Source organism: Endozoicomonas sp. ALC013, from assembly GCF_049310205.1.
In the GTDB taxonomy this organism is placed as follows: Bacteria; Pseudomonadota; Gammaproteobacteria; order Pseudomonadales; family Endozoicomonadaceae; genus Endozoicomonas.
Genome location: NZ_JBLYNS010000015.1, coordinates 26,165 through 48,474 on the forward strand (window position 1 = coordinate 26,165; position 22,310 = coordinate 48,474).

Consider the following 22,310-nt stretch of genomic DNA (forward strand, 5'->3'; position numbering starts at 1 on the left):
GCTACCCTGGCAACGGTCCTGCCACATAGGCAGGTGTCGAATCAGCGTTTTTTTCTTTTTTTCCCAGGCTTGGGACCAAGCGGGTCTGGCAAAAGATCATATTCTTTTTTCAGGTATTCTTGCAGCTGAGTCCGGTGATGATCCTTCGCCCGATTTATCAGGGGAATGTAGTCACCACGGGTTCGGATGTAACCGCCCTCCTGGAGCAATTCCTGAACCAGTTTGATGCTTCCGCCCATGGCAGCTGCCGAGATGAGGGTTTCATGCTTTGTGCTGTTTTTTTCAAAGGTTGCCCCTGCACGGCGCAAGTCATTGACCAACTCGTAGTGACCGGCCGAGGCCGCTGCCCAGATCGGGGTAAGGCTGCCGACACTGTTGGCATTCACATCCGCACCCAGTTCGAGCAAGTACTTGACCAGATTGCGGTCACCGGCCAGGGCCGCAGCAAGAATCGGGGTCCCATAGCCGGTACTGTTGGCATTCAGATCCGCACCCTGTTCGAGCAAGTACTTAACCAGCTCATGGTCTCCAGCTCGGGCCGCAACCCAGATCGGAGTATCGTATCCTGAACTGAATGCATTGACGTTAGCACCCTTTGCAACCAGAAAACTCACAATATCAGGGTGGCCTTTTTTGGCCGCAATCCAGATCGGGGTGTTACGGCCTGTTTTGCAACCGTCAAGGTCAGCACCGTTCTCAACCAGTAATGCCACTATATCAAGGTGTTTCGAACTGGCTGCCAGGTAAAGGGGAATGTTAAAGCTTTTCATAGAGCCGTTGACGTTTACACCGTGTTCAATAAAGTACTTCACTACGTCAATGTGCCCCCCAACGATGGCTGCATCGATCGGGGTGTCGCAGTTTATGCAGATATCTTCACTGACGCCTGCCTGATGCAGGTAACTTACAACGTCAACATGGCCATATTTGGCTGCTTCCATGATCGGTGATGCAAAAAGCTTGTCGGTCCTTGCGCCTTTCTCATGGAGGTAGCGCACCAGCTCAAGATGACCCTCCCCGGCTGCTGCGGCAATGGGACATTCATGTACCTTCCAGTTCATATTGATATCCGCGCCCTGATCAAGCAATGCTTCCACGGCCTCCTTGTTGCCAGTTCGGGCCGCCTCAACCAGTTGCTTGCTCAGCTTTTTCTGTTGCTCGCTCAACGCTTTGGAGGTGGTCAGGGTGGACGACATCATGGGCTCGACAATTTTTTCCGGTACGATCATCTTTCTTGTTTTTTTACCCGTTGCGGGCTGGCTGGAATGTTCAACCGGGTGTGGTGTTTCGCGTTTTGCTGCCGTTTTTTTGCGTTTGTTTTTTTTGTCATTGGCTTGAGCAGGTGCCGGAGATGAAGAGCTGGCAGCAGTAGTGTGTTCACCTCTGATATTCATGGTCTTGAAACCTCTGTTTGTATTTACTTACACAAGACAATCAAATTTTGTTTTTTATCCCGGTCAAGCAAAAAAAAGCCTGTCGCTCGGCAGATCCCAAGGATTTATTGAAGAGTGATCTTTGTTAAGACATAGCTCATGGAGGTAACCCTAATCATAAATCTTGAATCGCTTCAAAAGATAAAACCAAGCCAGTTTCGGCTTCCCTTGTTTTGCGTTAAGAACAAAGACCCCAGCTTTCATTTTGCCTTACTTCTTGAAGACCAGGCTACATAGGGTTTACCGGGTTCGTAATATTTACCTTTTTCCCAAACTCCATCCCATACCTTATAGACCTTGGGCAGCTGGTATTTCATTTCCTCATAATTACTGAACAACTTCAGAAAACGTTCCAGTTCCTCTGTCTTGTAAGTGCGCAAAAGATGGGCTATTGATCTTCCACTTTCAACGGATTCAGCGATGTGCTCTGGTAATGGTTTGTCAGGATGGACTGACAGATGCTCAGGAAAGTAAGCCAGTGTCGCTTGATCATCCAAATATTGCAGTGCCTGATAGAGATGTCCTGTTTCCAGTCCTCTCTCGGATTGAGCCAGTATCCGGGACAACTCAGAAGCAGCAAGACTGAGTTCATTTGCCGATACCCTGAAGTCTACTTTGGTTTTTTTGCCAATATGACTTAGCTCATCCGGTGACAATCCCATGGTAAGACCAATCAAATACCAGTTGTGGCTCAATGGCAAACACCTCAAAAAATCCAGCGTCAGCGGTTTCGAACCGGTCATCTCCGGGTCTGTGCCATCATTGTGCACATCCTGCCAGAAGAGCGGTTTGAGGACGGGAGGCTTTTCAGGACTGGAGACGCAAAACCAGGGATAACGTTTTATTTTTCCAGCGATCAAATCCTCTAATCTCTCAACACAGTTGCTGGACTTAACAGCTTGCGACGAAGCATACGCAACATGTTCCGAAGTAAGTTGGGGCAGACAACGGAATGCTGCATGCAGTAATTTTGTGATATACAGGTAGCCGGGTTCTTTTTTACAAATTCTATAGAGAATTTTCTGGATTATGTGCAGCGGCAACCCAAGTGCACGACCGAAAGATTCAGCATCCACTCCTATCATTCCAAGATCATAGGCATAATGGTGAATCTGATTTCTCAAACTCAAACTGTGTTGTTCAGAAAAATTAAAACGAGGTGGAAACCCTTTCAGGGATTCAATTAACTGGTGTGCAGTATTGATGGCCATAATTTCAGGATTGCTCAATATTTTTACCAGCTCATTTACGGTCATTCGCCCCTCTTTGGTATCCAGAATTTTTTTCAGTAGCAGGGGGGTTGACAGACACTTGTCAACAATAATGGAGCGTTGTCGCAAATCCTTATCCTTCATCAGTTCCGGGTATCCAGCGCAATAAGCCACGGTTGCGGTCGGGACAGAGCGGAGGTATTCATCACCAATGAAGATTTTGTGCAACTTGAAAAAATCCAGTTCATGATTCAGTGCAGCATTGTCGTCAACAGCCCGGACACCGGCAGGCCATTCACCGCAGAACTGTCTTTGATCAACGGCAATACCAAAGATGTCACAGTACCGTGCAACCAGATCGGGCCTTGAGATCCCCCCCAGCATGGTCAGCAATTTGCCATGGGGTATGGTAAGTTTTTCCCGGGCCAGTCCATGCTGCTGTGAATACCAGGACAAATAATCAAATTTTTGTGTTGAGTGCTCAAGGTTGTGTTGTATATTTTTTTTATTGATTTCCGCTATGGGTAAGCCCAGATATATAGCAAACAGAAGGTGATGACAGGGTGTTAGTTCCTGCTTGATTTGCGGCGGCAACTGAGACCAGGAAACAAGATCATCAAGGTGTGGTTCAGGTAATGAGGCAGGTTCAGAAGTGGGTTTTACACTCCTTGCCAATATTGCCATATCTATTACGGTCGATGTCGACTCCGGTCTCATATCTATATCTATCACAGTTGATGCCAACTCCGGGGCTATATCTGTTACGGTTGATCCCGACACCGGGGCTGGGTGGGTAGCTTCGGCAAGAGTGACCGGCTTTCCGTTAAAAGCAGACTCAGGATCTTTAGTGGTTACATCCTTTTTTGGTTGATGAACTTGTGCGAGACAGACGGGCTTATCAAGTTGGGGAGGCCGTTGATTATTGGTTAAATTGATCATCTTTTAGCTCCTCTGATAATAATGTTTTAACGTTGCTTTGCTCTGCCCCGGCTAATGGATGGACAGATTAAAGACTGATGCAATCAGCAGGCATGAAAACTGGTGGGCAATTGAAGTCTAATAACCAGAACCAGCTGAACAAGCATGAATTAAGACAAAAAAAGTGACAAACCGTTCATTAATTGCTCACAGCTCCGGACTTGAAGGCCTCCCTTATCCGGCTCTTCCTATCCAACCGCTGACACAGCCCGGTCTTTCCCTGGCGATAATCCCTGCAAGCCAAAATATCTCTGCTACGCTTCTCTTGCCTTCCCATGGTCATCCACCATTAGTCAGGAGATCTGATGAATACTGCTATTTCGCCAGCCCCTGCCGTCCCTTTCGTTTTAAATAATTCCTGCCCCGTGTGCCAGCAGACATTTGCTGATCAACAAGAAATCACCGTTGCCACTTGTCAGCATCGATATCATGAACAGTGCATCACTCCCTGGCTGAACAACTCTAAAGGGATTGCCCAGCGCAGTGTCGATGTTGTGCAGCAGGTACCTGGCCATGGCAGTGCAGCTGAACCACTGCTTGACCAGGCCGCTGTTCTCGATGAACCCCTGCAATGCTGTCGTTCCGGGGATATGGAGGCGTTGTCTGGCTGGCTGGATCGGGAGCCGATGCTGGCCCGTCAGAGCTTTTACTCAGCATTTTACGGCGGCCATGTCACGCTGCTGCACATTGCTGCCCAGACGGGCAATGAGGCGTGTGTACAGATGCTTGTTAACCATAATTCCAATGTCAATGCCGTCTCCTCTGTCGGCGTGACACCCCTGCACTTTGCCGCAGGATATGGCCACGAGCAGTGTGTCAAAACATTGATCAATAATGGTGCCAATATGAATATCCGGGACAGTATGGGCAGAAGCCCCCTGCACAGTGCTGCCCTGCATGGTCAAGTGACGTGTGTGGAGCGTTTTCTTGAATTCAGGGCGGCTGGCAATGAAATTGACCTGTTTGACACTACCCCCCTGCATCTCGCAGCTATGATGGGGCATGATGCCTGTGTGGCAGCCATACTCTTCACCGGGCGCAGAGAGAAGCACGGTGAGAGGAGTGAGAGGAGTTGGGTGAAGTATGAAGAGAATATAGATGCCACCTGTGATCACCATCATACGGCACTGCACCTTGCCGTTCTTAATGGTCATGGCAAGTGTGCACAAATCCTGCTCGATCATGGTGCCAATGTGAACGCCATTCTGGACAAGGGCAAGACACTCCTGCATGTTCTCACCCGCAGTGGCCCCATCGATTTCTTGCAAGTGCTCCTTGATCAAGGGCTGGATGTCAATGCCAAAGACGACAATGGGCAGACAGCCCTGCACATTGCCGCCCTTGGTGGCGGTGTGAATTTTATGGAACTGTTGCTCAATCGCAATGTCAGCCTGCTTGACGCCAGGGACAACGACGGCTCTACTCCCCTGCACCTGGCAGCCCTGGCTGGCAAGGCCCGGTGCGTGGAATTACTGCTGAACCGGCAGGCAAACGTCAACTGCCGCAACAACAGGAACCTGTCACCCCTGAGCAACGCTGCCCATCAAGGGTATCCAGAGTGTATAAAACTTTTACTGGCTCATGGTGCCGGGTTTCTTGAAGCCAGCACCATCCTTGGCTGGTCGCCACTGCACAGCGCCGCCGACCATGGACACGTTGAATGTGTGGAGCTTTTGCTTGGTGCCGGGCACAACGTCAATGCGGTCAACCGTGACGGTATAACCGCTCTGCACCGGGCCACCCAGACTCCCCAGCGGAATTCTGTGGACATCCTGATCAGGCATGGTGCCAATATCCATGCCCTCACAGAGGGCCACAATACCCCCCTCCATAATACGACCCTGTTCGACAGTGTGGAGTATCTGCAGACCTTGATCAGGCTGGGGGCTGATATCAATGCCAGGACTCTTTATGGCTTGACGCCTCTGCATATTGCTGCCCGGGAAGGGAGTGTGAAATGTATGAAAGTCTTGCTTGAGCATCAGGCGCTGATCATAAGCTCCCAACGCGGTGGGGGATGGACGCCCCAGCATTTTGCCAGCAAACATGGTCACAGCGAATGCCTTCGGTTGCTGTTGATGGACAAAAGGGCGAGCATTAATCCAAAGGATGGGATGGGCCATACCCCCCTGCACATCGCTGCCCAGTTTGGCAGGATTTCCTGTATGACTGTGCTGTTGAATCACAAAGACTCGGTGTATATCAATGCCAGGAGTAATAAGAAATTGAGCCCCTTGCATATAGCCGCACAGTTGGGCCAGTTGGAAAGTGTCGAGCTTCTTTTGGCTTACAAAGCGGATATCAACTTCAAGAATAAACGTGGCCAGACTCCCCTGCACCTGGCCACCATAAGCGATCAGAGGCAGTGTGTGCAGGTTCTGGTCGACAACAATGCCGATATCACTACCTTGGATGACAACAACTACTCCCCCCTATGCCACGCTGTCCGCCTTGGTTATACCGCATGCATGGAGCTGTTGCTTGATGCGATGGAAAAGACTGGAATTTCCCTCAATCAGTTGCAGGGAGGGATATCTCTTTTGCATATCGCTGCCCAGTGTGGCCAGATCGACTGTGCCCAGATCCTGGTTAACAAAGGGATAGATGTTAATAACAGGTCGGCTGCAGGCTTTACGCCCCTGCACATGGCCATAAAGAAAGACAAGGTAGAAAGTGCACAATTCCTGCTCTGTAACGGGGCAAATATCCATGCGACCACCAGCACAGACGAGACGGTGCTGCATGTTGCGGTTAAGGGAAATGCCGTTGGGTCTTTGCCCGTTCTGATCGATAGCGGCGCTGATATCCATGCCAGGGATTGCCATGGCCAGACACCCCTGGAACTGGCCAGGAAGAAACAACGTAAGCAGCTGATCTTGATGCTCGAAAAGGCAGAACAATCCCTGGGCCGAAATCCTGACCATGATGAATGGCAATTGTCGTGCATTGCTGATTGCTCGCGCTCCCGGGAATCCGTTGTGGATGAAGTGCTTTCAGGCCATTCCCAACCACAAGGCCATCAGCCGGATGACTTCTGTCAGTTCTGGTTGACTGAGTGAGCCGATGGTTTTGCCGATTCTGTCTGCTTTTATAGTGGTGATTTTATCAATCATCACTTGAGAGGTTTTGTTGAGCCCGTTTTCTTTACTTTCAAACAGGGTGTAGAGAAATAGGGGCACATCCCTCAACTCTCCTGTGATTGGCAAAAGAGTGACCGAAGGGTGTTCTGGAAACAGGTTGGATTGGATGATTAAGGCTGGCCTGGGTTTGCCATCGTCTCCCTTGATTGAGACGGTAACGATGTCGCCGCGCTTCATGCCCAGCCCTCATCGTCGCTGGTTTGTTCAATCCAGTCCATGGTGTCGCGTTCCAGTTTATCGGACTTGAGCATAGCAGATTGTCGCTGACACTCCAGACCGAAGCCCTTGATCCGTGTATCAGGAACCCGGATCTGTAAAGGGCGCAAACCAGCCTGACGCAATGTTTCTCTGTGACTTTCTACACGTTTCCAGGTGGTTTTGGACTGGTTAATATTGGTAGACATAATGCCTCCGTGGCTAAGTTTTCATAATGGTGGTTATGTCACATGCAACGTAGCAGGCAGGGCATTAAGGTCAAGTTACTGAAAAAGACGAACCACCGAAACGTCCGGATCACGGCTGGCACCGGCATCCCTCAGAGCCTGCAGGTACTCATCCCACATCGCTTCTTTGTTATGACACAGCTCATGGAGGTAACCCCAGTCATAAATCCCACTGTTATGCCCATCATCAAACACCAGCTTGATGGCATATTGGCCAACCATTTCCACGCCGGTGATGGCCACATTCAGTTTACCGGTCTGCAAAACAGGGTTGCCATGACCACGAACCTCGGCAGATGGGCTTAATACCCGGAGAAACTCCGCTTCCAGCTGGAACGTGTCATGACCAAACTGAATCTCCAGGGTTTTGGAGCGCTTATGCAGTTTAATGGCGGAAGGAATTGGGGTAGTCATTTCGGGCGGGGGTTCCACTCATAGAAAAGAGTAAGAGAGTGAAAGGAGTGACCAACTGACCACTCCCTATCAAACATCAGAGGATATAACGACTCAGGTCTTCATCCTGAACCAGTTCACCCAGGTGTTTATCAACATAAGCCGCATCAATCTTCAGTGGCGCGCCATCCTGGGCTGAGGCCAGATCTGCTGCACCAAAGGAGACTTCTTCCAGCAGACGCTCCATCACTGTATGGAGACGGCGGGCACCGATATTCTCAGTACGCTCATTCACCTGCCAGGAAACCTCCGCCAGGCGGCGAATGGCATCCTCGGCAAACTCGATATTGAGCGACTCTGTGGCCATCAGCGCCTGGTATTGTTCCGTCAGAGATGCATCCGGCTCGGTCAGAATGCGCATAAAGTCTTCAGAAGAGAGCGCTTTCAGTTCAACACGGATGGGCAGACGTCCTTGCAGCTCCGGAATCAGATCAGAAGGCTTGGCCAGGTGGAACGCACCGGAGGCAATAAACAGAATGTGATCTGTCTTCACCATGCCGTATTTGGTAGAAACGGTACAACCTTCGATCAATGGCAGCAGGTCACGCTGCACACCTTCACGGGAGACATCGGCATTGGAAGCCCCGGAGCGCCTGGCCACTTTGTCAATTTCGTCAATAAAGACGATACCGTTCTGCTCAACAGCGTCAACCGCCTTGGTCTTGAGCTCGTCTTCATTAACCAGCTTGGCCGCTTCCTCTTCCTGAACCAGACGCATGGCATCCTTGACTTTCAGCTTCCGCTTTTTGGATTTGCCGGTATTCAGGTTCGAGAACATGTTCTGCAGCTGGCTGGTCATCTCTTCCATGCCCGGAGGAGCCATGATTTCAACACCCATGGCCGCTTCACGCACATCAATCTCAATCTCTTTATCGTCCAGGTCACCTTCACGGAGTTTTTTGCGGAACACCTGACGGGTTGAGTTGTCCTGAGGCTGAGACGACTCTTCACCAAAAGAACGGGGAGGCGGCAGCAGGGCATCCAGAATGCGCTCTTCAGCGGCATCCAGCGCACGGTGACGAACGCGCTCCATCTCCATCTCACGGAGCATTTTGATGGCAGCATCCATCAGGTCACGGACAATGGACTCGACATCGCGGCCCACATAACCCACTTCGGTAAACTTGGTGGCTTCCACCTTGATAAACGGTGCATTGGCCAGTTTGGCCAGACGCCGGGCAATCTCGGTTTTACCAACGCCGGTGGGGCCGATCATCAAAATATTTTTCGGGCTGATCTCGTTACGCAGATCTTCATTCAACTGCATTCTGCGCCAGCGGTTCCGAAGGGCAATCGCTACAGCGCGTTTGGCCTCGTCCTGGCCAATAATATGTTTGTCCAGCTCATGGACAATTTCACGGGGTGTCATATCTGACATATCAGAAACTCGTTAGATCGCTATTGTTTCAAGCTGCAGGAAGCTCTTCGATGACTTGGTTTGAGTTGGTGTAGACACAGATATCTGCGGCGATACCCAGACTCTTTTCAACGATATCCCGGGCACCCATTTCTGTGTTATGAAACAGTGCCTTGGCAGCTGCCTGGGCATAAAAACCACCGGAACCGATGGCCAGGATGCCATCTTCCGTCTCCATGACATCGCCATTACCGGTGATGATCAGGGAGGCCGTGGCATCAGCAACAATCAGCATGGCTTCCAGACGTTGCAGGGCCCGCTCGGTTCGCCACTCTTTGGCCAGCTCAACCGCTGATTTGGTCAGTCGTCCCTGGTGTTTTTCCAGCTGGGCTTCAAAACGCTCAAACAGGGTGAAGGCATCAGCGGTACCACCGGCAAACCCGGCAATCACTTTACCTTTATACAGTCGGCGTACTTTGTGGGCGTTGCCCTTGATTACGGCATCACCCAGCGAAACCTGGCCATCACCACCGATCACCACACTGCCGCCACGACGTACCGACAGAATAGTTGTGCCACGATACTGTTCCAAGGCTCGCTCCTTAATAAAAAACGGATAACAGGGCCTTATATGGGGCAGGGAAATAAATTATCAAGAGGGGCGGAAGAGAAAACCCGCCCGCAATGGTGCTTTTTCTATTTCAACTGTAACAAAAGACTATCAATGTTTTTGCTGGCCAGCACTTCCTGGGCATTGTGCAGTGAGGCCCGGTCGGCAAATGGTCCCAGCTGCACCCGATGCCAGGTTTCCCCTGTGCCAACACTGACTTTCTCGACTTTGGGACTCAAACCTTCCAGCAGCAATTGCACCCTGAGTCGCTCGGCATCCTTGTCGCTGCGGAAGGAACCGGCCTGCAGCAGATATTTTTTAGCGCTGGCGGCCGGTTTCTGATCCGGCTTACTCTCTGGTTTTCTGGCAGAGACTGGTTCCGGTTTCAGTTCCGGCTCCGCAATGGATACCGTCACTTCCGACTCAGGCAGCAGGGTATAAAAATCAAACACCGGCTGATTATCTTTTTTCTGTTCATCCCCGGACGATGACTGGACCTGCCCGGCGACGCTGCGCACATCTTTGGCAGAGGGCGTCAGCCCTGCCAGAAAAGCAGCAAACACACCAATAACCAGACCTGCCAGCAACCAGGCCCAGTTGGGCAGAGACACACCGGCAGATTTACCGGCATTGGTCGATTTACTGGCTCCCCGCCTGCTATTGTTTGATCTGGATGTCATATCTCTCAACTTATCTATTGTCAGGTCTGTGTTTGTCCGGCTGTTTATGAACACACCCGGATAAAGATACCATTATCTCCAGCCTTACTGGTATAAGTTCAAGCACAGCGATTGCTTCTATTGAGACACATGGCCTTTTTCGATAGCATTCCCGCCATTTAAATTCCAGCGAGTTTTAACCAAGGACTCATGCATGAATATTCTCAAGCTGCTTGAAGACAAAGTCATCAAAGCGCTTATTGCTGCGGGTGCTCCAGAGGGGACCCCGGCCATGGTTCGTCCCGGCGCACGGGCGAACTTTGGTGATTACCAGTGCAACGCCGTGATGGCTGCGGCCAAAAAAATGGGGATGAACCCACGGGAACTGGCACAAAAAGTGATCGACAATCTGGATCTTGATGGCATTGCCAGCAAGGTTGACATTGCCGGACCCGGTTTCATCAACATTCATCTCGCCCCCCAGTGGCTGGCCAGCAGTCTTCAGTCTGCCGTCCACGATCCCCGGGCTGGAGTTGCACAGACCGACAACAGGCAAACCGTGGTGGTTGATTACTCAGCGCCGAACGTTGCCAAAGAGATGCACGTTGGCCACCTGCGCTCCACCATTATCGGTGACTCAACCGCCAGAACCCTGGAGTTTCTCGGACACAAGGTAATCCGCCAGAACCACCTGGGGGACTGGGGTACGCAATTTGGCATGCTGATCGCCCACCTGGAAGAACTGGAGAAAGAGAACCAGGAAGCCATGAGCATGGAGCTTTCTGACCTGGAAACGTTCTATCGCGAAGCCAAGAAGCATTTTGATGACAACCCGGACTTCGCCACCCGCGCCAGAAGCTATGTGGTTCGCCTGCAGGCCGGCGACGAGTACTGCCTGAAACTGTGGAAAAAACTGGTGGATACCACCCTGTCACACAACCAGGATACCTACGACCGCCTGAATGTCTCACTGACCACTGCTGATGTGATGGGGGAAAGCGCCTATAACGACAGCCTGCCCGTGATCATTCAGCTGCTGGATGAACAGGGACTGTTGAGCGAAGACAGCGGTGCCAGGGTTGTCTTTCTGGATGAGTTCAAAAACAAGGATGGCGACCCAATGGGCGTCATCGTCGAGAAGTCCGGAGGTGGTTTCCTTTACACGACCACCGACCTGGCGGCGATCCGTCACCGCTGCCATACCCTGAACGCCGATCGCGTTCTCTATTACGTAGATGCACGCCAGGGACAGCATTTCGACCAGGTATTCACCATTGCCCGCAAGGCAGGATTTGCGTCTGACCACGCGTCACTGGAACACCACGCCTTTGGCATGATGCTGGGCAAAGATGGCAAACCGTTCAAGACCCGAGCCGGCACCACCATCAAGCTGGCAGACCTTCTGGACGAGGCGGAAGAACGCGCAGCCGCCCTGATTGCCAGCAAATCCGACGACCTTTCAGAAGAGCAGAAGGTAAATGTGATCCGCTCTGTGGCCATTGGCTCGGTAAAATATGCGGACCTTTCCAAAAACCGGACCAGCGACTACGTTTTTGACTGGGATAACATGCTGGCCTTTGAGGGCAATACCGCACCTTACCTGCTCTATGCCTACACCCGGATCATGAGCATCTTCCGCAAGGCCGGTATCAGCGAGTCTGACCTCACTGGTGATATCCTGATTGAGAACGATGCTGAACGGGAGCTGGCCCTGCTGCTGTGCCGCTTCAGCGAAACCATTGAATCCGTTGCCAGAGAAGGCCTGCCACATCAGCTGTGCGCCTATCTGTACGACATCTCCGGTGCCTTTATGAAGTTCTATGAAGCATGCCCGGTGAACAAGGAAGGCGTTTCTGAAGACCTGCGCAACAGCCGCCTGCAGATCTGCGCCCTGACCGCCAGAACCCTGAAGCTGGGTCTTGGCCTGCTGGGCATTGAAACCGTCGAGCAGATGTAATAATACCCGCCTGACACCCAATGTCAGGCCCTCTATCGCCTTATTTGCAATTATTTTGCCCAATTAGCCAACATTGGCGGAACTTTTCCGAAACCTCATAGTCTAGAACAATAGTTCAAAAGAATTTTAATAAGGAGGTTAACCATGATTGGTTCTGCCATACCAGGTGGAATAGCCCGATTAACCAAGAGGTTTATCAGTTATTCCGAGCCCGTGTCTCGACCTTTAGCCATGTTCGTAGCTGGACGTATTGGCGGAGGTATAACTGTACAGTTTGGCCCCAGGGCTGTTAAAGCTGTTGTCGACTATACAGTTACTGGCTATTTTGCAAAGCAGCTTTGCTGTCTAACAGCAAATGCGTTTTTTGGCCCATACTATTACCCTGCCGGCCAGGTGATATTTTCCGGCCTTGCAGCAGTAAGCCCGGGGCCTGTAGCGATTGCCGATAAAATTACTCCATACTTCTACCATCAGCGTTATCTGGCCGAGCTTGACAAAAGCGACTTTGACCCGACGCGATTGGAAGCTGAAGATGTGGAACTTGAAGGAGTGGAAGAGGGCTATGTAAATTACACCTACGAGCCACTCCCTGTTGATGAGTCTACTTACTGTTTCTTCAACAAGGAAGATGCTGAAGGCATGCCACCCTTGCTTCCCCTCAATGGCAAGCCTGAGTTTGAAATGGAGGTATTCAAAACGGTCGAAACAGATGCTGCCGAGGATGATAATGCTGCACTGTAGCCAAAATATGGATCATCAGCCTATTACCAGGCTTGATGATCCATTCCGTTTTTCGGTATTTGACGCTAAGACTCCAGCAGAAACGTCACCGGCCCATCATTGAGCAGAGAGACTTTCATATCTGCACCAAAGCGGCCGGTGGCAACATTGTGATGCAGAGCTTCAGCCCGCTCAACAAAGTAGTGATATAGCTTTTCTCCCTGCTCAGGAGAGGCCCCGGCGCTGAAACCCGGGCGCAATCCTTTACGGGTATCCGCAACCAGAGTGAACTGGGAAACAATAAGCAGGCCGCCCCTCACATCGCGCAAACCAAGGTTCATCCTGCCCTGATCATCACTGAAAATTCGATATTTCAACACTTTTTCCAGCAGTTTATCCGCCAGAGCCAGGTCATCTCCTTTTTCGACACCCAGCAACAGAAGAATGCCGGAACCGATTTCTCCGACCGTTTCCCCATCTACCACCACGCTGGCATGACTGACCCGCTGAATCAAACCTTTCATCGATGCATCTCGAGTTGTTTTTCCAATACGCTCTGCTTTTATGGAGCCAATCTTCGGGCAAAATCATCCGTTGCCCTAACCAGTGCATCCACAATACCCGGCTCACAGGAAGCGTGACCCGCATCCCGGATAATCTGCAAATCTGCCTGCGACCAGTGATCCACAAGCGCCTGCGCATTATCCAGCGGACAGATCATGTCATAACGCCCATGCACGATCACGCCGGGAATGGCTGATATCAGATTCATCTTCTCTATAATCTGATTCGGGTTAATGAAGGACTTATGTTTAAAGTAATGACACTCTATCCGCGAAAGAGATAAGGCCAGGTGTGGATCAGCAAAATGATCCACCAGTTCATGGTTGGGTCGCAGGGTTGCCGTATTACCCTCCCACAAAGACCAGTGCTTGGCAGCATTCATTCTGGCCAGTTCATCCTCGCCAAACAGCCGCTGATAGTAAGCTTCCAGAAGATCGCCTCGTTCACCTTCCGGTATCAGCTCAAGGAAGTGTGCCCAATGATCCGGAAATACTCTGCTGGCTCCCTCTTTATAAAGCCAGTCAAGATCCTGTTGCCGGGAAAGAAAAACTCCCCTGAGAACCAGTCCTGACACACGCTTCGGGTGCGCCTGGGCATACAGCAACGAAAGTGTTGAGCCCCAGGAGCCGCCAAATACCAGCCACCGCTCAACTCCCAGGTTTTCACGAATCAACTCCATGTCTTCAATCAGTGCAGTGGTATTATTGTGCTCCAGTTCAGCATGGGGTCTGGAGCGGCCACTCCCCCTCTGATCAAAAAGAATAATCCGATACTTTTCCGGATCAAAAAAACAGCGATCCTGCTCTGTACAACCGGCACCCGGTCCACCATGCACGAAAAGAACCGGTAGCCCATCCTGAGAACCACACTCTTCAATGTATATCTCATGAATATCATCAACTTGCAGGTGCCGGTTAGCGTAGGGTTTGATGGCAGGATACAGGGTGCGCATGGAAAATCCTTTCAGGAAAACACCAGAACAATGCTTAACCTTAACCTTAAACGGTTATTGCGGCAAAGGGCACGTCGTCACTTTTAAAAACATCACTTGAACTAATTCGGCGGCAACCTGTCTGAGACTTAGAACATAAACATCCTCTACTGATAACACCACGCCATTCAGCTACGTACACCGACCTCTCTGGAGAGGGTAATAAAACAGCAACAGCCCGAAGAATATGAAATACCAACCTGGAAAAGTAATTAAAACAATTGTGGTCTTTTTGATCATCCTAATGGCAATTCCCGCCAGAGCATCCCGGTACTTCTCTGATGATGATCAAATAATGATTCAGCAATGGGTAGCCAGGACGGGCTTTAAGATTTACTCAACCAATCCTGAAACCCAACAGAATGATCGCAGGCAATATACCCTGACGGCTTTACAAGCCCTGCATACCTGTCGACCCGAACAATTTTATCGCTATCTTTCACAACTGCTTATTTCGGCAGGCAGAACGGCAGATGGTGAGCTGCACCAACTGCTTCAGCCAGCATTGAATCTAAATAAAAAAGAGAAAAACGTCTTTGAAACGTTCATCCTTGAGCAGAGCAAAGATGACCTTGCGGCCTGGTTAAGCCATCACACGGAACTGGATAAGCATCTCGCCCGTGATGACGAACTCTATAACAACCTGTTTGAACTATTAACCAGAACCACCATTAGCAACACCAGGGTTTGCCCAGAAATGTTAATGCTGGAGAACTTCAAGGGGGTTAAGGAGAAGCGGCATGCGGTTTTGCAATGCATCGCCCTGTCAGCGAATCTGTATATTGTTGATATCGATATCAGCCACAACCGAATAGCCACCAGCAAAATACTGGGTACAGGGCCCGTCAGCACCGATCTGACGTCCTCGCCAGCAGTGGTTCTGGACAATAGTGAAGACCTGTTTGCAACCATTCCTGAACTCTACGACAACCCGCACATCAACCCGGTCATATTACTCACCTCACCGTTGGAATACGGTTTTCTGGTCTCTCACCGACTGAGCCAGAAAAGCAACAGGCCCCCGGTATCTCCCCTGACAACGGCCGACATTGAACAAATGCGACAGCGCTACAAGGCAGATAAAAACAAACGGGTTAAACATGAAAAGAAAAGACACTTTTTAGCGGAGGGAAAACGTAACCCTCACTTTCTGGAAGGCTGGATAGCATCACCGGGTTATACCTTTGTGGCATGCCTTGTTATTGCAGCAATTATAACTCAGCTAACGACCACGGTCCCATACCCCGGCAACCCCTGGTTAGGGCCATAAAAAAACCCCACACTAAGTGGGGCTTTGCATACAGTATTTCAGTTATTCGCCAGTATTACTTCGAACGACTTGCGCGCTTACGCTCATGTTCCTTCAGGAACTTTTTGCGAATACGGATGTAGTTGGGCGTCACCTCAACCAGCTCATCATCATCAATAAACTCCAGAGCCTGCTCCAGAGAGTGACGAACCGGTGGCGTCAGAATGATATTCTCATCGGTACCCGCGGCACGAACGTTAGTCAGCTGTTTGGCTTTGGTTGGGTTTACCGTCAAATCATTATCGCGACTGTGCAGACCGATAATCTGGCCTTCATAGACATCAACGTTAGGGTTAATGAACAGACGGCCACGCTCCTGCAAGCTGAACAACGCATAGGCCAACACCTTGCCATTCACCATGGAGATAAGAACACCGTTGTTGCGCTGGCCGACTTCCCCACCCTTGACTTCACCATAATGATCAAAAATGGAGGTCAGGATACCGCTGCCTGACGTCATGGTCAGGAACTGGGAACGGAAACCGATCAAGCCACGAGCCGGCATAATGAAGTCAAGACGCACACGTCCTTTACCATCCGGTACCATATCCTTCAGTTCAGCACGACGCAGGCCAAGCTCTTCCATGACTGGTCCCTGGTGCTGTTCTTCAATGTCCACCACCACGTGCTCAAAGGGCTCCTGCTTAACGCCGTCAATTTCCTTGACCACTACCTGTGGACGGGAAACCGCCAGCTCAAACCCTTCCCGACGCATGGTTTCAATCAGAACAGACAGGTGCAGTTCACCACGGCCAGACACCTTGAACTTATCCGCATCATCGCCCTGCTCAACACGCAACGCTACGTTGGAGATCAGTTCGCGATCAAGACGCTCACGGATATTACGGGAGGTAACGAATTTGCCATCCTGACCAGCAAACGGAGAGTCATTCACCTGGAAGGTCATGCTGACTGTTGGCTCATCAACCGTCAGCGGTGGCAGCATTTCCGGACGTTCAGGATCACAGATCGTGTCAGAAATGTTCAGCTTATCAATACCGGTAATACAGACAATGTCACCGGCACGGGCTTTGGCCACTTCAACACGCTCAAGCCCCAGATGCCCCATGACCTGCTGCACTTTGGCCTTACGCTGCTTGTTGTCACGATCCACCAGCACAATCTGCTGACCAGGCTTCAGTACACCACGGGTAATACGGCCAATACCGATAACACCAACATAGCTGTTGTAATCCAGGGCACTGATCTGCATCTGTAAAGGACCGTCAACATTGACCGGTGGCGCAGGCACACGCTCAGTAATCATCTCAAACAGCGGTGTCATATCTTCAGCCAGATTGTCCGGGTCATGACCGGCAACACCGTTCAGTGCGGAGGCGTAAATCACCGGGAAGTCCAGCTGCTCATCCGTAGCGCCCAGACGATCAAACAGATCAAATACCTGATCCATAACCCAGTCAGGGCGAGCACCCGGACGATCAACCTTGTTGATAACCACAATCGGTCTCAGGCCCTGCTCAAAGGCCTTCTGGGTAACAAAGCGGGTCTGTGGCATCGGACCATCAACGGCATCCACCAGCAGCAGAACCGAGTCAACCATGGAGAGCACCCGCTCAACTTCACCACCGAAGTCAGCGTGTCCCGGGGTATCAACGATATTGATATGGAAATCTTGCCACTCAATCGCGGTGTTCTTGGCCAGGATGGTAATACCACGCTCTTTTTCCTGGTCATTGGAGTCCATGATACGCTCAGCGCCCTGGTCCTTACGACCCAGAGTACCTGACTGCTGCAGCAGCTTATCCACCAGCGTAGTCTTGCCGTGGTCTACGTGGGCGATAATGGCAACGTTTCTTAACTTATTAATTTCCAAAACTTATTCCGCCTTTCAAAATCTTTAAATTTTTTTCGTACACATATTTGTACACACTTTTAAATCTGTCTGCTCCAGGAGGCCGAGCAACTAAAATGGCGGCAATCCTACCACTCCGCCACTCATACGCAAGTTTTATACACCCTTATATCTGCCCGCCTTACCGGCATTTAAGTGCACGGGTATACGTATATGACCAGATATAACCGAGTTACCACGTTGACATTGCGACGGAAACCAGCCGAAGGGATTTGCTAACGCTCAAAGCCATAAAGTCGTTGATCGTGAGATGCCTGATCCGTTTCCTATACTTCAGGAGATACCCAACAGCGCACATGGATGAAGCCAATGAGTAAGGTCGATGAGAGCACCCCAAGTCAGCCAGCCATCCCACCAAACAACAACAATCCTAAGAAGACTCAAAACACCAGTACAGGCCGAATTTCCCAAATAGCAGATGCTGAGCCAACAATTGGCAAAGCTGGACATGCATTATCCAATGAGCGGACAGATTTTGGTCTGGAGAAACGCCAAATCACCCTGTCTTCACCCCATAAGATCACTGACCTCAAACAGAATAAACAAGAGAAGGATCAGCTTATAATTCTCGAGGAGAAAATCCAGACCTCAACTAAAAAGCTCACCGACACGACCCACAATAGTTCAGAGCAGTGTCAGCAAATCAAGGCCCTCATCAACGCCTATATGGATGAACTCGAGATGCTGGACGATCCACCCTGCACGACCCGGCAACTGGCTTTGTTTCGAGACTACCTGCAAGAGCAATTGGTTCTCATGCCCAATGTCTACAAAGGCATTCTCCTCTCCAGCCCAAATACCAACAAGCGCTTTCTCAGTGAAATGGCGACCAAAATCAACGATAAGATTATTGCTACTATGCAGGCTCCAGACCATATTTTTGAGGATCTGGCCATACCGGCTGAGATTGAAAGAGAGGTGCGAATCCCCAGTGACAGTTGCCATGAAAGCGATATGCTCGCCATGAAAGCCGATTTAGATATACAAGGTCAACTTGTCATCCCCAACCAGATCGGTGTCGATTTGATCAGAAACACTGTACGTATTCACAACAACAATGGAGTCAACTTTGACAATAGTGCTCTATGCGCTGAATACCGCCATAAGATGGATCATAATGAGACGGATGCCGCCAACGAAGTTCGTCAGGCGTTAGAAGGCAAGATTATCAGTAGCCTTGATGGGCTACCGATCGAAACAAAGATGCAGATACTCAGCCACATCAACCAGACCGAGCTTAATCATATGCTCTACTGTCTCCAGGGTACTCTGTTTAACATGATGCCCGATTGGGGGCTGCTAACCCAACAAAACCCAGAGCTGGCTATCGATGTGATACGTAACGACAACAGCACTGACATCACCTACCGCATGAACGCTATTCCAACCCTTGCGGGGGGGGCAGGAACTACTGATGGAGAGCCTCTCAAATATGACAGTCAATCTCGCATCTCGCTCAGTCGTACTGCCACTATCGATAATGATGGCCATGTTGATTATGGAAAAATTGAGGTGCGGTTCTATCTCCATAAGGTGAAAGAGGAATCCAGTGCCAAGTCTTGAATCTTGCATGTGCTCCAAAAGGGAAACCAGCAAAAAGAAAGCCCCTGGCTTTCCCACTTGAACTTCCCCGCCAGACTTTCGCAGGACTGAACTTAAACCTTTCAGCTCAAACAACTTCCATCAGGCAAACGCTCCAACCACTCCTGACCACTAATGGGCAACTAAACCGGGACAACACTTCGCAATCTCTTCCGGAAACTTCTCTGCGCTTGCCCTGCACCTCGAGCATTTTCATTGTGCAGGGTGACGCAAAAATTCAGATTACAAACCCTCAACACCATCTATGCTGGTCATGAGAATTTGTGGAGACCCTGTTCTTTAAAGGGAGCAAAGACTGCCGATGCAAAACATTGATAGTTTCGCTCGCAACGGGATGAGCTGGGGAAGCCTGCATACTATGGCCAAAAAAATTACCACAAATACACCAACTCAATATCCAGCTCAAGAAAATAAACCCAGGCCGGCCAACGATAACACTCGAGGGGTGTTTGCCAATACCCGGCAGGTTTCCCCGATCACTGAGCGCAGTGATACCCATATTGGCAAGGGTGTTAACAGTGACAGAACTGCGAGCCGACTGGATAAAGATTCACAAAAAAGCCTCAGTAACTCATTGATCACTCTGGCTGACCCTGTGCAGGAACATACTTCCCGGGACAAAGTAATCACCGGCCTGCAACGGGTTGCAGCACACTCCCTCCAGGGCATCCCCTATGATCTTCTGAGCCAGCTGAAAGAGGCCGCTGATAACCGCGGCGCAGCACTGTTTACCCGACCTGTGGAGCCAGTCTGTCGCACCTTGATTGATGAAGGGTGGCCCACCAAACATTTCAGAATCAAAGCAAAAAGCAGTAATTGGGGGGCTCAGGCAGGTACCATTCCGGTGCTTCAGCAGTACAGCAAACTGGCCCTGGACAGGGACAGTAAAATAGAAAAATACAGCAAGCAGGCAGAAAAGTGCCTGAAAGGGGTAGATCGCCACGGCAATCCGTACGCCGAGGCTGTGCCATTAAGAATCAGCCAGAACCGCCTTGAGGAGCTTGAACGCAATGGCTATCTGTATCAGCGAAATGAGCAGGTCAATGAACACGGTGATCCGTGTCTCTATTTCAAGACACGGGCCTGCAATCGCAGTGACGGGCCTGAACATACCCAGCTATTGATAAGAGAACCCGATGGCCAATGGGCTGTGTACGACGCTGATCATATATCCCCAGCACCTGTTATGGTGATTGCGCAGCCGGCAACAGAGCCAGGCGACACGGCACAGCCCATGACCGCAGATATTGATCCACTGATGGAGGTTTTTCCCCTGGAGAAACTGGATCTGGAGCGTTTAGACCGATTACCCATACCTTTAGTCTCAGACCAGGTTGTCACCCGGCAGGTTGACAAGTATCGAGCGAGACTGAAGAAATCCTTTGCTGCCGGGGAAATATCCAAAGAGGTGTTGCAGGAGAAACTGGCTGGCTATGATCAGTTGGAAAAAAAACTGCAGAACGATTTTTATTCGGTAAAAGATGAATCCGGGCAAACCCTCTTCAGGGAGGACTCGGATATGGGCAATGTGTCAAACCGAACCCGGAATATGGTTAGCTATTACGAACGGGCATTGGGCAGAAAACACCGGGTTATTCACCATAATGTTGATGTTCACAGTCTGGCCACTGATGAGCAGGCCAATTATCCCATTACCGCTTTTCTGCCAGCCTCATTAAATATGGCAGAAGGGATTTGCATGATTTTCAATGAGGAGCAGTTTCACTCTGTGCTGGGTGAGCTGATGAATCGAGGTTATGCAGTCCAGCAAAATCCACTCTGGAAAACCCGTCCGAAAAATCACAATTTTCTCAATGCCAAGGCCCGTGTGGCAGCCAGTATGAAAGCTTCGTTAATCGACCCTGAAGAGTTTGTCAGGGGTCTTGAGCAAATGGCCCGGGCAGATGATCTCGATGAAGATTACCGGGCAGCGCTGATCTCTGAACAGGAGGACTATCTGAAAGGTGACGCTCATGAGCGCCGTGATTCCGCTATCAGCTTCAATAGCAGTCTCGACTCCGTTGACCAGGGATCAGAGGGGGACTCATCAACAGCGGATCTTTCCGATTTCAGCGACAGTGATTCTGAAGATGATGATTCCGGCTTTGGTCCTTAGGACCTGCACCTCCCGGCGATCACTGCGGCCAGAGCAGGCTGAACTCAGGCAACCTTGAAGCCTTGCGGTCAAAGGTCAGGGTTGTTACACATTGTTGTTTGTTATGATGCCCGATCATGGCATCCGCAAAATCATAACCCTGTTGATAATCATCAAGAGCTTTCAGGGTTTCCGGACAATGATCAGTTACGCACTTTTGCAGGTGCAAAACAGCTCTGAGTTTCTGACATTGCTGTTCGGGGTCTACCCTGTAAAAATGACTGAGCACCCACACAGTTTCTATCAACACCAGAGGGCTGATGTAAAACTTCTGGCAACCGGTGAGGAAGTTGAGAACCTGTTGATACTGAGGCTCGTCATCTCGAACCAGATAGCGAATAAGGATATTCGTGTCAATACCGTCCATTACTACTTGCCTTTGTGCTGGTCATGTTGATTGATCCAGGTTTCAGAAGCACCCGCCTTAATGGCTTTTTCCATATCGTCCAGCGATGCCCTGCGACCATTGGTGTGCTGGGCCAGGCAACCACCAAGGGCTTCAATATCGTCAGACATGGGGGTCAGGATGATGACTCCGTCTTTTTCTTGAAAGAGCACTTTATCACCGGGTTGCAACTGATATTTTTCCCGAATAGCACTGGGAATGGTGACCTGCCCTTTGCTGGTGATTGAGCTGGTTGACATGGCTGAGGTCTCTGGTTCGAGTATTACAAAAGGTAATACCTGATCAGCAGCTTGTCAAAACGGACGGGTTAAGTCGTACATTCCGGTTTTAAGCCCGTCCTTTTTCCGCAACCGAATAAGCAAACCTGCTATTTTTCCTGAAGCGCTTCCGCAAACGCCTGGTAAAAAGGCTTTTTAAATGGCTGATATCGCTGTTATGCTCGCCGGTTC

General features: G+C 50.3%; 19 protein-coding genes. 6 read left to right on the forward strand and 13 right to left on the reverse strand.

Annotated features, from left to right (window positions below):
- Window positions 1–41 precede the first annotated feature (41 nt).
- Together ACO6V1_RS05165 and ACO6V1_RS05170 are read right to left on the reverse strand one after the other, a co-directional pair.
- Window positions 42–1,394: an ankyrin repeat domain-containing protein gene (locus ACO6V1_RS05165; RefSeq protein ID WP_422459450.1), complete on the reverse strand. Its 1,353-nt coding sequence runs from the start codon at window positions 1,392–1,394 to the stop codon at window positions 42–44.
- Window positions 1,395–1,633: 239 nt separating this feature from the next.
- Entirely contained in the window at window positions 1,634–3,583 is a 1,950-nt protein-coding gene (locus ACO6V1_RS05170) for a hypothetical protein (protein WP_422466075.1), read from the reverse strand.
- A gap of 344 nt (window positions 3,584–3,927) precedes the next feature.
- Here ACO6V1_RS05170 and ACO6V1_RS05175 point away from each other — a divergent pair, with 344 nt between their 5' ends.
- A complete protein-coding gene (locus ACO6V1_RS05175) occupies window positions 3,928–6,681 on the forward strand; it encodes an ankyrin repeat domain-containing protein (RefSeq protein WP_422446430.1) in 2,754 nt (917 codons plus the stop codon).
- On the opposite strand, the gene ACO6V1_RS05180 is transcribed toward ACO6V1_RS05175, so the two are convergent.
- The 6 genes from ACO6V1_RS05180 to ACO6V1_RS05205 all read right to left on the reverse strand — a co-directional run bounded on the left by ACO6V1_RS05180 (window position 6,616) and on the right by ACO6V1_RS05205 (window position 10,305).
- Window positions 6,616–6,939, reverse strand: a complete 324-nt coding sequence (locus ACO6V1_RS05180) for a type II toxin-antitoxin system PemK/MazF family toxin (RefSeq protein ID WP_422466077.1) — start codon at window positions 6,937–6,939, stop codon at window positions 6,616–6,618. The genes ACO6V1_RS05175 and ACO6V1_RS05180 overlap by 66 nt on opposite strands.
- Window positions 6,936–7,166: an antitoxin MazE family protein gene (locus ACO6V1_RS05185; RefSeq protein ID WP_422446434.1), complete on the reverse strand. Its 231-nt coding sequence runs from the start codon at window positions 7,164–7,166 to the stop codon at window positions 6,936–6,938. Before ACO6V1_RS05185 ends, ACO6V1_RS05180 begins: the two co-directional genes overlap by 4 nt.
- Window positions 7,167–7,241: 75 nt before the next feature.
- Window positions 7,242–7,619 (reverse strand): DUF971 domain-containing protein, encoded by a 378-nt coding sequence (locus ACO6V1_RS05190; RefSeq protein ID WP_269673216.1) that lies wholly within the window; start codon window positions 7,617–7,619, stop codon window positions 7,242–7,244.
- Window positions 7,620–7,695: 76 nt separating this feature from the next.
- Entirely contained in the window at window positions 7,696–9,036 is a 1,341-nt protein-coding gene (hslU, locus tag ACO6V1_RS05195) for an HslU--HslV peptidase ATPase subunit (protein ID WP_422446437.1), read from the reverse strand.
- Between the two features lie 28 nt (window positions 9,037–9,064).
- Window positions 9,065–9,607 (reverse strand): ATP-dependent protease subunit HslV, encoded by a 543-nt coding sequence (gene hslV, locus ACO6V1_RS05200; protein WP_422446439.1) that lies wholly within the window; start codon window positions 9,605–9,607, stop codon window positions 9,065–9,067.
- Between the two features lie 104 nt (window positions 9,608–9,711).
- The gene (locus ACO6V1_RS05205; protein ID WP_422446441.1) at window positions 9,712–10,305 is read right to left on the reverse strand and encodes an SPOR domain-containing protein; all 594 of its coding nucleotides are present in this window, start codon (window positions 10,303–10,305) and stop codon (window positions 9,712–9,714) included.
- A gap of 193 nt (window positions 10,306–10,498) precedes the next feature.
- Between ACO6V1_RS05205 and argS the strand changes: the two genes are divergently transcribed.
- Together argS and ACO6V1_RS05215 are read left to right on the forward strand one after the other, a co-directional pair.
- Window positions 10,499–12,241: an arginine--tRNA ligase gene (argS, locus tag ACO6V1_RS05210; RefSeq protein WP_422446443.1), complete on the forward strand. Its 1,743-nt coding sequence runs from the start codon at window positions 10,499–10,501 to the stop codon at window positions 12,239–12,241.
- A gap of 144 nt (window positions 12,242–12,385) precedes the next feature.
- Window positions 12,386–12,982, forward strand: a complete 597-nt coding sequence (locus ACO6V1_RS05215; protein WP_422446445.1) for a hypothetical protein — start codon at window positions 12,386–12,388, stop codon at window positions 12,980–12,982.
- 65 nt (window positions 12,983–13,047) lie between these two features.
- On the opposite strand, the gene dtd is transcribed toward ACO6V1_RS05215, so the two are convergent.
- Together dtd and pip are read right to left on the reverse strand one after the other, a co-directional pair.
- Entirely contained in the window at window positions 13,048–13,485 is a 438-nt protein-coding gene (gene dtd / locus ACO6V1_RS05220; protein WP_422446447.1) for a D-aminoacyl-tRNA deacylase, read from the reverse strand.
- Window positions 13,486–13,523: 38 nt separating this feature from the next.
- Entirely contained in the window at window positions 13,524–14,477 is a 954-nt protein-coding gene (pip, locus tag ACO6V1_RS05225) for a prolyl aminopeptidase (protein WP_422466079.1), read from the reverse strand.
- 334 nt (window positions 14,478–14,811) lie between these two features.
- On the opposite strand from pip, the gene ACO6V1_RS05230 reads away from it, so the two are divergent.
- Window positions 14,812–15,786 (forward strand): hypothetical protein, encoded by a 975-nt coding sequence (locus ACO6V1_RS05230; protein WP_422466081.1) that lies wholly within the window; start codon window positions 14,812–14,814, stop codon window positions 15,784–15,786.
- Window positions 15,787–15,841: 55 nt separating this feature from the next.
- Here the strand turns inward: ACO6V1_RS05230 and typA are convergent, their stop codons facing one another.
- A complete protein-coding gene (typA, locus tag ACO6V1_RS05235; protein WP_422466083.1) occupies window positions 15,842–17,659 on the reverse strand; it encodes a translational GTPase TypA in 1,818 nt (605 codons plus the stop codon).
- A gap of 348 nt (window positions 17,660–18,007) precedes the next feature.
- On the opposite strand from typA, the gene ACO6V1_RS05240 reads away from it, so the two are divergent.
- Window positions 18,008–19,261, forward strand: a complete 1,254-nt coding sequence (locus ACO6V1_RS05240) for a hypothetical protein (RefSeq protein WP_422459466.1) — start codon at window positions 18,008–18,010, stop codon at window positions 19,259–19,261.
- Window positions 19,262–19,601: 340 nt separating this feature from the next.
- A complete protein-coding gene (locus ACO6V1_RS05245) occupies window positions 19,602–21,416 on the forward strand; it encodes an anthrax toxin-like adenylyl cyclase domain-containing protein (RefSeq protein WP_422466085.1) in 1,815 nt (604 codons plus the stop codon).
- 19 nt (window positions 21,417–21,435) lie between these two features.
- Here ACO6V1_RS05245 and ACO6V1_RS05250 read toward each other — a convergent pair whose 3' ends face one another.
- Together ACO6V1_RS05250 and ACO6V1_RS05255 are read right to left on the reverse strand one after the other, a co-directional pair.
- The gene (locus ACO6V1_RS05250; protein WP_269673177.1) at window positions 21,436–21,822 is read right to left on the reverse strand and encodes a PIN domain-containing protein; all 387 of its coding nucleotides are present in this window, start codon (window positions 21,820–21,822) and stop codon (window positions 21,436–21,438) included.
- 2 nt (window positions 21,823–21,824) lie between these two features.
- Complete coding sequence (locus tag ACO6V1_RS05255; protein ID WP_422446459.1) at window positions 21,825–22,100, reverse strand: AbrB/MazE/SpoVT family DNA-binding domain-containing protein; 276 nt, start codon at window positions 22,098–22,100, stop codon at window positions 21,825–21,827.
- Window positions 22,101–22,310 lie beyond the last annotated feature (210 nt).